Genomic DNA, 13648 nt, shown 5'->3' on the forward strand with positions numbered 1-13648 from the left:
CAACCGTCTTTACCTACTCATTTCAGTTAGAAGCTCCAGAGCCCATTCCACATTCATCCCTTACTGATTCCCACCACACATCAGCTCTCTGAAAAGTTTCGAATATGTACTCTTCTCTTTCATCGCTTTTCGTTATTTTTTACAGTTTATCACATTTCACTTCTAAACAAACCAAAATTTTCTATTTTATATAGCAGGAATTTCCACTTCAATTGCCTAATATTATATAGGTTTGCAGAAATACTCGAAACAACTTTGGAGGTTTTTTTCATGGTAAAATATATATCCATTTTAGGTTCAACAGGATCTATCGGCACATCTGCATTAGATGTCGTTTCAGCTCATCCCGAACATTTTAAAATCGTCGGTTTAACCGCAAATTATAATATCGAGCTTCTTGAGCAACAAATCAAAACGTTTCAACCTCGCATTGTAAGCGTCGCGACAAAAGAATTAGCAGACACGCTTCGTACGCGTATTTCAACCAACGTAAAAATTACATACGGAACAGATGGCTTAATTGCGGTAGCTACTCACCCTGATTCAAATCTTGTATTAAGTTCCGTCGTTGGTGTTTCAGGATTACTCCCAACAATTGAAGCATTAAAAGCGAAGAAAGATATTGCCATCGCTAATAAAGAAACGTTAGTTGCAGCTGGACATATTGTAACTGAACTTGCGAAACAAAACGGATGTCGTTTAATTCCAGTCGATAGCGAACATTCAGCTATTTTCCAATGTTTAAACGGAGAAAATAATAAAGAAATTGACAAATTAATCGTTACAGCTTCTGGTGGTGCATTCCGTGATAAAACACGTGAAGAAATGAAAAATTTACAAGCAAAAGATGCTTTAAAGCACCCAAACTGGTTAATGGGTGCAAAACTAACGATTGATTCTGCTACGTTAATGAATAAAGGTTTTGAAGTAATGGAAGCGAGATGGCTATTTGATATCCCTTACGAAAAAATTGATGTTATGATTCATAAAGAAAGTATCATTCATTCTTTAGTAGAGTTTATTGATGGATCAGTTATAGCGCAGCTCGGTGCTCCTGATATGAGAATGCCAATTCAATATGCGTTTCACTACCCTACTCGGCTACCTTCTTCCTATGAAAAATTAAATTTATTAGAAATCGGTAGTTTACATTTTGAAAAACCAGATTTAGAGAAGTTCCCTTGCCTACAATACGCATTTGAATGTGGCAAAATTGGTGGTACTACTCCTGCTGTATTAAATGCAGCAAATGAAATTGCAAATGCACTATTCTTAAAAAATGAAATTACCTTTTTCGATATTGAAAAAACAATTTACAAAACAGTTGAAGCCCATCATAACGTAAAAGATCCTTCACTAGATGCTATATTAGAAGCGGATCAATGGGCACGCCAATATGCAAATCAATTGTTAATAAAAAAGAGCTAAAACAGATAATACTGTTTTAGCTCTTTTTCCTACGTATTCAACTTAACAAATCGATAACCGTGCGTAACTAACACTTTTAGTATCGCATATCCTGGAATTGCTAAAATAATCCCCATAATTCCAAATAAATTTCCGGCAGTTAAAATAATAAAGATAATAGTAATCGGATGAATATCTAACTTTTTCCCCATGACTTGCGGAGAAATAAACTTACCTTCTGCTAATTGTACAACCATCATTACGATAATTACCTTTAAAACCATTGCTGGCGAGTCAATAAATGCGATAATTAACGCTGGTGTAATTGCAATGATTGGTCCTACATACGGAACAATATTTACAATCATCGCTAAAATAGCAAGTAGTACTGCATATTTAATACCGATAATAAGGTAACCAATTAATAGCATAATACCGATAAATAAGCTAACGATAATTTGTCCTCTAATATACGAGCTAATCGCATAATGCATATCGTCTAGTATTCTCATCGCTGCTGGTCGTCTTTGTTCTGAAATAAACTTTAAAAAGTGATTCGGTAATTGCTCACCATCTTTTAAAAGATAGAACAATATAAACGGAACCATTACAAACGTTAAAACGACCTCTGTAAGGGTACTTAAAAATCCAGTTACATTTCCTGTTACTGATGATAACGACTTCGTAAAATCAACTGTATAGTCTTTTACCATACTCGCTACATCAATATTTAAATTCTCCTGAATTTTTCCTAGTAAATTACTTTCCCCAAATCTACGTGCCGCTCGTTCAATTTCATGACCGAAATACGGTAAGTTATCTATTAATGCATCAATTTGATCTTTAATAATTGGAATAACCGTTAAAACTAAAAACACAAATAACCCAATTACGATTAAGTATATCGAGGCTATCGATACGATTCTTGAAACACCTTTCTTTTCTAAAAGTGAAACGAATGGATGCAAAATGTAAAATAATACGCCCGCTAATAATACCGGGAAGAAAATTGTTTTTAAAAAGACGATAAACGGTGTAAAAACAAATGATATTTTTGTTAGTAGTAAAATATTAATGAACAATAGTGCAAACCCAAGTAACACTGCTAAATAATTGTGTTCTCTAAAAAACTTTTTCAGCTTATCTCTTTTTCTTATACTTATTTTCTCCAACGAAACCACCTCTTCGAATGATGAAAAGCCCTTATTCAGGGCTTTTCATCATAATCTATATATCTATTTCTTTGCAGCTTTCACTACAAATGATACAATAAAAATTAACACGATTGCTCCTAATAATGCTGGCACAACATGAATCCCACCAAGTGATGGCCCAAAGGATCCAAATAACTTACCACCTAACGAAGCACCTAATAAACCTGCAATTATATTACCGAACATACCACCCGGGAAATTTTTACCCGTTATAGAACTAGCAATTGCACCTATAATAGCACCAACTATTAATGTGATAATCCATCCCATCTTTAGTCCTCCATTTCTATTATAGTGTAATTCTTTTTCATACTAAATTATTATGTAGCTATTATAATTATTATATCCAAAAAAGAAAAATGTTGTCAAATCTATGAAAAGAAAGTCTAAAAGGAGGTTTTACCCTATGATTCAAAAATTAGTAACAACTTCTCACAGAACCGCTACTTCTATTTTAAACATTCAAATACCTGCTTATGAAATCGAGGCAAAATATATAAATAGTACAGCTATCCCTCGACTTTATGATACTGTAGCCGATATTCAATCATGTGATGAAATTTTCTACGGCTATTTTTATGAAGATACACTTGCTGGTTTTATTTCTTTTAAAATAGATGAAGAGGAAGTAGATATTCATCGTTTAGTAGTATCCCCCGATCATTTTCATAAAGGGATTGCAACAAAACTACTACTTTATGTATTTGACATGTTCTCCTCTTCGAAAACATATATTGTACAAACAGGGAAAGAAAATACACCTGCTTTGTCATTATATAAAAAACATGGCTTTATTGAAGTACAAAATATCGTATTGCCTGATGGTGTGATTTTAACCTCACTAAAAAAGACAGAAAACAATAAATAGTTTGACTAACCTGATTATTTGTGTTATCTTTTACTCTATAAAACCTTTTGCTGAGTCCAAATTTTGGAGCGGGGGAACCACTTTTGTAGCTATGCTACTTGGGGCGAATCTTTTTTAAGTAGGGAACTCTCACTTCCCGAGTCCGACAGCTAACCTCGTAAGCGTAATGGGAGAGGAAGGTGCTTTTTGCCTATGCTACACATTTTGCCTCCTTAGTTATAAATATGGGATCGATACCAAATAGTCACCTATATTTATAGAAAAGGGGAAATGTATTATGTTACGTTTATCTGATCACGCAATCAAAATGATGGAGCAAAGACTCCGACTCGAGCAACATCGCACATATCAAGCAAATAAAATTGTAGATAACTTACATCACAAATACTTCTTTCAACATATTTTTCAACCGAAGAGATAAGTATTAACCTTTAATAAAATACAGCGTACGCTTTTTTCAGTGTACGCTGTATTTTTCATTTTCTTGCCTTAATAATAAAAGTAGTCGGCACCATCCTAGCTTTATGTAAAGAATAATATTTCGTAGACGGCTCAGCTAATTCTTCATCAAACGAGCTCGATGGTTCAGGCTCTTTAATCCTCTCAATTGTAAAACCAACTCTATTTAACTCATTTATGTATGTACTCATTTTTCGTTTATATAATGTCGCTTGTACATCTTCCCCTTTAAATGTTTCAAACGTAATAGGAGTTTCTTCATGATAAGACGAGCTGAAAGCAATCTCCTCTGTTCCATACATTAAGTTTGAATATACGGGATGCTCCCAGCTAAAAATAAAGCTTCCTTCTGGCTTTACATAAGAATAAATTAATTCCAACGTTTTTCTTAAATCTGAAGTCCAACCTAATGCATAAATGGAGTATACTATGTCAAAATACCCTTTCGGAATATCCCTTTCCTCTTCCATTGCTCCACATATTAACTTTGGATTCCACGACTGTAACGTTTCATGTGCCGTTTCAATTTGTGTGCTCGAAAGATCCAGTCCCCACAATTCTTCTGCACCACGTTCCGCCATATATTGCAACGAATGCCCACTTCCACATCCAATATCAAGAACCTTTTTACCTTTAATTGAATCAAACAAATGAATCTCATCTTCAGACGCTGTATACGGGCCATATTTCGGTAAACAGTCCACTTGAAAGAAATAAGGTGCAACTGTATCCCAACACTTTTTATTTAAAGCTAACATTTGTGTACCTTTCATATGCTACATTCCCCCATCCATTTTCTTCCCTTACTATTAATTACACATTATAACCCGTTCTTCCTTTTCTCTTCGCTCGGTAATTTTTCACTTTTGCAATTGTACCGCATGCTCTGCCTCCTTCTTCACCAGCATACATACCGCACCATCTTTTGCTTCCATTTCGCGAATGATCGTAAAATACCCAGCGACAATCTGGACATGCTTTTAACCTCCCCCACAAATTTTCTTGAACTGCCATTAAAACAATACTTAATACTTTTGTATATATATTTTCCTCGTGCATTGGTTCATACGTAATACCTTTCATATCTTCCATTACATGTACATGAAATGGATATTTCTCTAACCACTTTTGCAACGATCCCTCACCTTCAATTGCCGCCCGAATATCTTCTCGAAAACTTTTTAATTCCTCTATCGTATGAAATGGAAACTGTTCATGAAAAGATTCTTTCATAAATTTCTTTATATCCTCTTCTGTTTGCAGCAAGTCAATTGGCTGTCTCGTATCATTTGGTATTTTCCATGTATTTAAAAATTCCCGAATATATTCTAGTTCATTTGGTGCATTTTGATTCAATTCCATTCACCTTCTTCTTAAATTTTACTTTTTTCTGACTTTATGTATAATTATAATATAAAATAGTTAACCATTAAATCATTTTACTGGTTACAATATTAGGAGGAGTTCTATGAAAAGTTTCTCAACACCGATACGTTTCATGCTTATTTCTTCATTTTTTATGTCTTTTGGATATTTTGCAGTATACGCATTTTTAGCTATTTATCTATTAACCTTTCTCCATTTTTCAGCTTTTCAAGTAGGAACAGTGTTGACGGTTATAATAATTACATCACGAGTTATCCCTTTATTCTCAGGATTAATTGCTGACAAAATAGGCTATATCATTATGATGATAGCCGGTTTATTTTTGAGAGGAATCGGATTTATCGCTTTAGGAATATGCTCTGATTTCTATACAATTTCTATTTCTTCTGCACTTATTGGCTTCGGAACTGCATTTTACGAACCTGCCGCTCGCGCTATATTTGGCTCACAGCCAGCTCATTTGAGAAAAAATTTATTTACATATTTAAACCTTAGCTTTAATTGCGGTGCAATAATCGGACCAATTGCTGGAGGGTTCTTACTCTTACTCGATCCAATCTATGCTTTCTCTCTAACAGGATTTCTTATGCTGTTATTTGCTTTTATCTTTTACTTACTTAAAAATCACTTCCAAGTCACTACTGAAAACACGTCTATTACATTAGGAATACAGGCCATCTTACAAAACAAGTCTTTCCTTCTGTTTTCCTTTATCATGATTTTCTTCTATATTATGTTTACTCAGCTCACTGTCGCACTTCCACTTCATATGAAAAACATTAGTAATAGCAATCAACTTGCTACACTCGTTATTACGATAAATGCAATAACAGGCGTCATATTTATGGTATTATTCCGAAAATTATTCCACAAATACAACACACTTTCGATTATTAAATACGGTGTTTTATTAATGAGTATTTCCTTTTTACTCATTCCTTTATTTCAACACCCATATTGGCTCTTTATTTGTGTAATTTTATTTACAATCGGTGAAACACTCGTATTACCTAACGCTGATATCGCTATTGCAAATTACAGTAATGAATCATATACAGCCACTTTCTTTGGATTTTATCAACTATCACTCGCATTTGGTTTTATCATCGGTAATTATACCGGTACATCTTTTACATCCAACTTAAGCGGAGTGTATACACCATGGCTTATTTTTGGTGGAATAGGACTTATTGGTTTTATTTCATTACATATTTTAAATACGAAAAAGGATTTCCTAAAGAAGATATATGCCTACTGTAAAAATACTAATTTACAGCAATAAGTAAACTTTCAATCTCCCTTAAATTGGATATACAGCCTGCGTCATTTTACATATTATGGTACAATCAAAAGGAATGCTCACGAAACGTTTACATAAAACACTAGCAGTCTAACAATGCCAAAATCAAAAATCACATAGAATCGGGGGGATGTTATGAAAAAGAAATTAATTGTTCTTCTATTCACCGGAATCATACTATCAGGATGTTCAACTATAGCAGAAAATTCTTTAGAAACCGGAAGCGGCAGTATGGAATTATTAACACCAACGATTACAACAAAAGATAATGAGTTAGAAATTAAGACCGAGGGAATTGATGACAATAAAGTAACTTTTATTTATGTTGCTAATAAAAAAGTGTTAGAACAAAAGCTAAAGAATGGTGAATCCTACAAGCTTAACATTAAAGATATCGAACACGCTCATCGGACAGACTACAAACCAAAAGTTCAACTTTTACAAACGAAAGATAATAATGATGATGGAGAAATAGTCACCTTCAAACAAGTTAGATATACAGTTAAAAACTAATTTTAAAGTTGTTTCATTATAAATGTAACGAACGAAAATATGCTTTTAACAGCGGATACATGTAAGGGGTGTTAACATGAAAAAACGATGGATTTCTTGGTGGATTGGTAACCTATTTTGGATTATCGTTTTTGGAATATGGGCCGCTATCATTTGGCTACGAGATGTGGATGGTGCTGGTGTTATTCAAACACCCGAAATTAAATCCATATCACTTATCGTTTTATTAATCGCGTTTATCATACCGGTATTTTTTCAAGTTATATGGCTAATCATTAATTTGAGGATGAGTAAAAAAAATAATTATACGATTTAGTTTTTCAATTAACAATAAAAAAGAGAGGAATCTATTTTAATGTAGATTCCTCTCTTTTACATATGGGAACTTTTAAAGCGGCACTACTCCCTTTTCTTTACGATGCATGATGATCTTTTTTCTTCATTAACGCTCTCTTCTTCATCGCCTTCGTTAAATATCCACCTTTAAATGAGCGGATTTCATAAGAAGACATAAAGGCTTTCGGTGCAATTTCATTAATAATTTCTAACAGTTCTTTTTCTCTAGAACGTTTTGCAACGATATCTAATCGATAACGTATCGAATTAATACCTTCGCCTTCAAATACTGTGACGCCAAATCCAGAGTGACGTAATTCATCTACTAATTCATTACAACGGTCTAGTAAACTAACTTGATACGTAATATAACCAATTGCTAATTTATTCTCTATATAACCGCCTAATAACAGTCCCGCACTAAAGCCAATGACATAGGCAACGATGTTCATCCAATTTGATAAATCTTGAAACACAATACCTAAACTGACAATGTAAATAGCTCCTTCTAACAATCCAACAGCAGCAGCGGATCTTGTTTGATTCTTTACAAGCAAAATCGTACGAATTGTTAAAATGGGAACGTAAATAATTTGAAGCACAAAAATTAGTAGCGCTTGTAACATTGATATCCACCTCTTTCAAAAAGTCTTTTGTCATGATAACATACATAACCTTAAGAAATCGATGGGTTTTTAAATTTTTTTTTATTATTTTTCATACTATTGAAAAACGCAAAAAAGAAGCGTATTATATTTGTCGTTAATTTAGTTACTTGTATCATATCAATAAAATAAAAAGGAACCCCAATTAGGCCCCTCTCATCATAGCTCAATGTTTTTCGAAGCATGTTCCCTTTTCTTTTCTTCTTCTTTCACTACCTGCATATTTGCATAAGCTAAATTCGCAATCATTAAAAAGTGACCACCTAAAATGCCTGTACCGAATGCCCACATTTCCATTTCATGCTCAATTTCATACATGATGATAGCTCCTAAAATGGCAGCTGCAAATCGGTTTAAAACTCCTAATCCAGGAGCCTTTTCTTTCATTACAATGCTTTTCCCTATTTTCTCTACTCTGCGAGCTAATAGCCAAAGACAATATGCACTTACAGCTAAACCAATTCCAAACCCTGTTACTTGTTTTCCAAACGGAGTAATCGTCCACATAAGTAGTAAACCACTAAAGATCACATACAATTGTAATCGATATACGCGTAAGGCTTCTTGAATCAAAATATCCGCTCCTAAGTTCTCATTTTTTTGTACTTTAGAAGAAAAGCAGCAACTTACACAGTTGCTGCTTTCTCTTCTTCTTGTTCCTCTTCCATCTTACGAATTTCAACACGTTTAATTTGGTAAGCGTCTTTTTCTAACACTTTAAATTCATAACCTTCCGCCTCAACGTGTTGTCCTTCTTCGATTTCATGATTTTGCATCATAATCCATCCACCGATTGTATCCACATCATCTTCTTCAATGTGTAATCCAAATAAATCTTTCACTTCTGAGATAAGCACTTTTCCATCAACAATGATATGTTGCTCGTTCACATGTTGAATTGGTGGTGCTTCATCTTCATCATATTCATCACGAATTTCGCCGACGATTTCCTCCAAGATATCTTCAAGCGTTACAATTCCAGCTGTTCCTCCGTACTCATCATATAAAACAGCCATCGGAATTCGCTTCTTCTGCATTTGAAGTAATAAATCGTGAATTGGAGTCGTTTCCATCACTTCAATAATCGGACGCATATACGAGCGAATTGATGATAAATCTTTTTGATCCTCGGTCATATATCGAATAAAGAAATCTTTTACGTTGACCATACCGATAATATCATCTTTATCTTCTCCAAAAATCGGATAACGTGTGTATCGCTCATTTTGGATTACTTTCATGTGTTCTTCTACTGAATCTTCCAAATAGAAACCAATGATTTCTGTTCGCGGTACCATAATCTCTTTTGCAATACGATTATCAAATTCAAAAATGTTATTTACATACTTGTATTCAGCTTGATTAATTTCGCCACTTTCATAGCTATCTGAAAGGATAAGGCGTAATTCTTCCTCTGTATGAGCTACTTCATGTTCTGAAGCTGGTTTTAAACCGAATAAGCCAGTTACAACACGCGCTGAACCATTCAATACCCAAATAAATGGATACATCACTTTATAGAACATCATTAATGGACCCGCCAATAATAACGTTACCCTTTCAGCCTTTTGAATTGCCATCGTTTTTGGAGCTAATTCTCCTACTACAACGTGTAAATACGTCATAATCATAAAAGCAAGACCAAATGTTAATACTGATGAAATAGAAGGATTTAAGTTCCATTTCTCAAATAACGGGTGTAATAACTTTTCAATTGTCGGTTCACCTAACCAACCTAATCCCATAGCTGTAACTGTAATACCTAATTGACAAGCAGATAAATATTCATCTAAATTTGTTGTTACTTTTTTCGCTGCTAAAGCACCGCGTTTTCCTTCTGCAACAAGCTGATCAATACGACTTGAACGTACTTTTACAATCGCAAACTCAGCTGCTACGAAAAATCCAGTAAATGCGATTAAAATCGCAACCATGACTAAATTAAATATTTCCAATGAATCCCCTTAGTAAAAAAACTAAGGTGTCCACCTCCTGTATACTATAATGTTTTCTTATTTCTTTCTTAGAAAACATAGCCCGATACAAAAATTAAAGAGGTCGGATTTCACTTTTTCTATAATAATAGAGCAAGTGTCTGTATTAAAGCTGTCGTTTGACCAGATAAAGATTTCGATATTTTTTCACGTTGTGAATCAGTCAATCCATCTAAAAGCGGCTTTAATTCTGTTAACTCTGCTTCTAATCGATGAATATGGTCTGTCACTTCATTCACTTGTTTCGAAACGTGTTCATTGATACCGAGCAGCTTTTTCTTCTCCTCGATTTTCTCTTTAATCTCACAAAGCGGCATATGCATTTCTTTGCACTTCTCAATAAATTGTAATGTCTCAAATGCTGTTTCGTCGTAATAGCGATAATTAGATTGAGATCGCTCCGCTTTTAAGATACCTAGATTCGTATAATAATCAATCGTTCGTTTCGACACGTGAGCCATGAGAGCCAACTGTCCGATTCGATACACCTTCCCAACGATCTTCCCCCCTTGTTTATATTACTACCATCATACAATACATAAACTATACAGTCAAACGTGACGGTTTATTATTCATAATTTATACACAATTCCACTTACCATTTTATCATTTTGTAAATTAACAATATATTACTTAATTCTTATAATCGAATTATATTTCCTATACTACATTACTATGAAAATATCATCATAGAATCGCATATTCCTTTCAACCTTTTTTAATACAAAACATATGATAATAATATTTAATTAAAATTATTATTCATGCTATTGGAGGAGATTGAAATTACTAAAACTATTATCTCTCACTTTTATAACGAGGAGTATTTATTACCATGGTGGCTTATGCATCATACAAAAATATTTGATCACGGTATTTTAATTAATAGAGGTTCTACAGATCGTTCCGTTGAAATTTGTAAATTATTTGCTCCCCACTGGGAAGTACGAGATTCAAGATTCCTTGAATTCGATCCGACTAATACTGATATTGAGGTAATGGAAATTGAAAGAGAAGTTTCAGGTTGGAAGATGGTATTAAATACTACAGAATTTCTTTGTTGTAACAATGTAGAAGAATTTTTCTCATCACTTCATACGTTAGGTCAAAATATGTATGCGATTCGAATGATTGTCATGATTGATAAGCATGATTACAATTATTCAAAACTAAGATATTCCACTCCTTTAGTAGAACAACGATATCACGGACTTTTTCCTTATAACCCAGAAATCGGCTGTGCCTGGAGATTTATACACAACCATCTTGATGGTGCATATTTACCAGGCAGACATTTTACGCGGCATCAACATGTCGTTTATAACTCCCCTTCATTCATTGTTAAATTTTACTTTAGTCCTTGGAACGAACATACAAAGGCAAGAAAGTTACAAATAACACCTACCCTTTCAAAAAAAGGCATTCGAATGGGGCTTCAAACACATTATGGTCAGTCCTCTGATCAACTTGAAACTCGATTTTTAGAGCTTAGTAGCATAACACAAGACTTACGTAACCACCCTGAATATCAACAATTATTCCCTAAATTTAAACCTTAATATTTCTCACACCATCATTTTCCACACATTTTTACGCACTTAGTCAAAAACAAAACCATTTGCATACAATATGAATACTGTATATATTATAAATTTTTATTTTAGGAGGAAAAAATGAAAGCTGTTATTCTTGCTGGTGGATACGGGACAAGGATTGGGGAAGAAACACATTTAAAACCGAAACCTATGATTGAAATTGGAACAAAACCTATTCTATGGCACATTATGAGTTTGTATAGCCATTACGGCATTACAGAGTTTATTATTTGCTTAGGGTATAAAGGATATGCAATTAAAGAGTTCTTTCTAAATTACAACTTACACATGTCAGATTTCACGATACATTTAAGCGATAATACAATTACTAGCCATTCTCAACGTGTAGAACCGTGGAAAGTTACACTAATCGATACTGGTGTAAATACCGAAACGGGAGGACGAGTGAAAAAGATTCAAAATTTTGTTGGCGACGAACCTTTCTGCCTCACTTATGGCGATGGATTAAGTAACGTAAATATAAAAGAACTTATTGCATTTCATAAAAAACATGGAAAAACGGCAACTGTTACCGCCGTACAACCTCCTGGTAGATTCGGTTCTCTCATATTAAATAAACAGTCTGTAACATCTTTTCAAGAGAAGCCACTCGGGGATGGCGGATGGGTTAACGGTGGATTTTTCGTTTTAAACCCTGAAGTTTTCAATTACATTAGTGGAGATAAGTCTGTTTTTGAAACAGACACTTTAGTTCAGTTAGTAAACAAAAACGAACTATCAGCATATCAACATACTGGTTTTTGGCATCCGATGGATACATTGCGCGATAAAAATAAATTAGTCGAGCTATGGGAAAGTAATAACGCTCCGTGGAAGGTTTGGTAATATGGCTTCTTCATCTTTTTGGAATAAGAAAAAAGTATTTATTACGGGACATACTGGATTTAAAGGCTCTTGGCTCACCCTTTTCTTAACTTCTTTAGGTGCAGAAGTAGTTGGCTTTTCTTCTCATCCCCCATCGATTCCTAATCTTTTTGAACAATGTAACGTAGCAAAAGAGTGCATAACAATTAAAGGCGACATTACAGATTACGATTCTTTATTACACGCCCTAAAACATCATAACCCTGACATACTATTTCATTTAGCTGCCCAGCCAATCGTCACCACTTCATACAAAGATCCTATCGAAACATTTAAAACGAATGTTTTAGGCACTGTTCACGTATTGGAAGCTGCAAAACATATAGAAAGTATACGTGGCATCATTAATGTTACAAGTGATAAATGTTATGAAAATGACGGGAGCGGTAACCGGGCATTCGTGGAAATTGACCGGCTAGGAGGTTTCGACCCTTATAGTGCTAGTAAAGCTTGCGCTGAAATAGTGGCAACATCCTATCAAAAATCATTCTTCCACACTAATACTCAGAAACTCGCCTCAGTAAGAGCAGGTAACGTCATCGGTGGTGGGGATTGGGCCGAAGACCGATTATTCCCAGATGTCATTCGTGCATATTTACAAGATGGTACGTTAACGATTAGAAACAAAAAGGCTATTCGCCCGTGGCAACACGTATTAGATCCTTTACACGGCTATATCCTTTTAGCTGAAAAACTTTGGACAGACGCTGCATATGCAGAAGCATGGAATTTCGGCCCGTTGAACGAACTTAACAAAACCGTTCATGATGTCATTCAATCTGTAATAAAATTATGGAATAAACAACTAACAATCACTTCCCCCTCTACAAACACTCCTTATGAATCGCCTGTTTTAACACTCGATAGTACAAAAGCAGTAACTAAACTCGGCTGGACTCCTAAGTTATCAACAGATAAGGCTATCACTTGGACTGTTGATTGGTACAAAAAATATGCATCTGGTGAAAATATCGAATCTTTCACGCGACAACAAATCGATGCATTCAAAAATTTATAAGGGGGCTA

The 13648-nt window shown here is 34.4% G+C and carries 17 protein-coding genes, 1 riboswitch and 1 other annotated feature (1 of these 19 only partly in view); of the genes, 9 read left to right on the plus strand and 8 right to left on the minus strand.

Annotation, left to right across the window (positions count from 1 at the left end; genetic code table 11):
* Positions 1–132 (minus strand) — a binding site (T-box leader) (it extends 74 nt beyond the left edge of the window).
* Between the two features lie 138 nt (positions 133–270).
* Complete coding sequence (locus MR147_RS11160; protein WP_074609184.1) at positions 271–1428, plus strand: 1-deoxy-D-xylulose-5-phosphate reductoisomerase; 1158 nt, start codon at positions 271–273, stop codon at positions 1426–1428.
* 29 nt (positions 1429–1457) lie between these two features.
* On the opposite strand, the gene MR147_RS11165 is transcribed toward MR147_RS11160, so the two are convergent.
* Together MR147_RS11165 and MR147_RS11170 are read right to left on the minus strand one after the other, a co-directional pair.
* Entirely contained in the window at positions 1458–2579 is a 1122-nt protein-coding gene (locus MR147_RS11165; protein WP_242304196.1) for an AI-2E family transporter, read from the minus strand.
* A gap of 63 nt (positions 2580–2642) precedes the next feature.
* The gene (locus tag MR147_RS11170; RefSeq protein ID WP_242304197.1) at positions 2643–2891 is read right to left on the minus strand and encodes a GlsB/YeaQ/YmgE family stress response membrane protein; all 249 of its coding nucleotides are present in this window, start codon (positions 2889–2891) and stop codon (positions 2643–2645) included.
* A gap of 136 nt (positions 2892–3027) precedes the next feature.
* Between MR147_RS11170 and MR147_RS11175 the strand changes: the two genes are divergently transcribed.
* Positions 3028–3489, plus strand: a complete 462-nt coding sequence (locus tag MR147_RS11175; protein ID WP_242304198.1) for a GNAT family N-acetyltransferase — start codon at positions 3028–3030, stop codon at positions 3487–3489.
* A gap of 38 nt (positions 3490–3527) precedes the next feature.
* Positions 3528–3669, plus strand: a riboswitch (cyclic di-AMP (ydaO/yuaA leader).
* Between the two features lie 97 nt (positions 3670–3766).
* Positions 3767–3910 (plus strand): hypothetical protein, encoded by a 144-nt coding sequence (locus MR147_RS11180; protein ID WP_000945244.1) that lies wholly within the window; start codon positions 3767–3769, stop codon positions 3908–3910.
* 55 nt (positions 3911–3965) lie between these two features.
* Here the strand turns inward: MR147_RS11180 and MR147_RS11185 are convergent, their stop codons facing one another.
* Entirely contained in the window at positions 3966–4721 is a 756-nt protein-coding gene (locus tag MR147_RS11185; RefSeq protein WP_242304200.1) for a class I SAM-dependent methyltransferase, read from the minus strand.
* Between the two features lie 40 nt (positions 4722–4761).
* Positions 4762–5304: a CGNR zinc finger domain-containing protein gene (locus MR147_RS11190; RefSeq protein ID WP_242304364.1), complete on the minus strand. Its 543-nt coding sequence runs from the start codon at positions 5302–5304 to the stop codon at positions 4762–4764.
* Between the two features lie 112 nt (positions 5305–5416).
* Here MR147_RS11190 and MR147_RS11195 point away from each other — a divergent pair, with 112 nt between their 5' ends.
* The 3 genes from MR147_RS11195 (at position 5417) to MR147_RS11205 (ending at position 7463) form a co-directional block, all read left to right on the plus strand.
* Positions 5417–6616: an MDR family MFS transporter gene (locus tag MR147_RS11195; RefSeq protein ID WP_001993968.1), complete on the plus strand. Its 1200-nt coding sequence runs from the start codon at positions 5417–5419 to the stop codon at positions 6614–6616.
* Positions 6617–6769: 153 nt separating this feature from the next.
* A complete protein-coding gene (locus tag MR147_RS11200; RefSeq protein WP_242304201.1) occupies positions 6770–7147 on the plus strand; it encodes a hypothetical protein in 378 nt (125 codons plus the stop codon).
* A gap of 76 nt (positions 7148–7223) precedes the next feature.
* Positions 7224–7463: a DUF3923 family protein gene (locus tag MR147_RS11205; protein ID WP_103141402.1), complete on the plus strand. Its 240-nt coding sequence runs from the start codon at positions 7224–7226 to the stop codon at positions 7461–7463.
* A gap of 97 nt (positions 7464–7560) precedes the next feature.
* Here MR147_RS11205 and MR147_RS11210 read toward each other — a convergent pair whose 3' ends face one another.
* From MR147_RS11210 to MR147_RS11225, 4 genes are all read right to left on the minus strand, one after another.
* Positions 7561–8109: a DUF2179 domain-containing protein gene (locus tag MR147_RS11210; RefSeq protein WP_000938434.1), complete on the minus strand. Its 549-nt coding sequence runs from the start codon at positions 8107–8109 to the stop codon at positions 7561–7563.
* A gap of 198 nt (positions 8110–8307) precedes the next feature.
* Complete coding sequence (locus tag MR147_RS11215; protein ID WP_000613868.1) at positions 8308–8721, minus strand: ATP synthase subunit I; 414 nt, start codon at positions 8719–8721, stop codon at positions 8308–8310.
* Between the two features lie 53 nt (positions 8722–8774).
* Positions 8775–10103: a hemolysin family protein gene (locus MR147_RS11220; RefSeq protein ID WP_000402269.1), complete on the minus strand. Its 1329-nt coding sequence runs from the start codon at positions 10101–10103 to the stop codon at positions 8775–8777.
* 119 nt (positions 10104–10222) lie between these two features.
* Positions 10223–10630, minus strand: a complete 408-nt coding sequence (locus tag MR147_RS11225; RefSeq protein WP_000285637.1) for a MerR family transcriptional regulator — start codon at positions 10628–10630, stop codon at positions 10223–10225.
* A 276-nt stretch (positions 10631–10906) separates the two neighbouring features.
* Between MR147_RS11225 and MR147_RS11230 the strand changes: the two genes are divergently transcribed.
* The 3 genes from MR147_RS11230 (at position 10907) to rfbG (ending at position 13640) form a co-directional block, all read left to right on the plus strand.
* Positions 10907–11701 carry a glycosyltransferase family 2 protein gene (locus tag MR147_RS11230; protein ID WP_003305232.1) on the plus strand — a complete coding sequence of 265 codons (795 nt, stop codon included), beginning with the start codon at positions 10907–10909 and terminating at the stop codon, positions 11699–11701.
* 114 nt (positions 11702–11815) lie between these two features.
* Positions 11816–12583 (plus strand): glucose-1-phosphate cytidylyltransferase, encoded by a 768-nt coding sequence (gene rfbF, locus MR147_RS11235; protein WP_242304203.1) that lies wholly within the window; start codon positions 11816–11818, stop codon positions 12581–12583.
* A 1-nt stretch (position 12584) separates the two neighbouring features.
* Positions 12585–13640: a CDP-glucose 4,6-dehydratase gene (gene rfbG / locus MR147_RS11240; protein WP_074609169.1), complete on the plus strand. Its 1056-nt coding sequence runs from the start codon at positions 12585–12587 to the stop codon at positions 13638–13640.
* The last annotated feature ends 8 nt before the right edge of the window (positions 13641–13648 follow it).

Origin of the sequence: Bacillus cereus group sp. BfR-BA-01350 (assembly GCF_022663775.1) — a bacterium.
Classification (GTDB): Bacteria; Bacillota; Bacilli; order Bacillales; family Bacillaceae_G; genus Bacillus_A; species Bacillus_A paranthracis.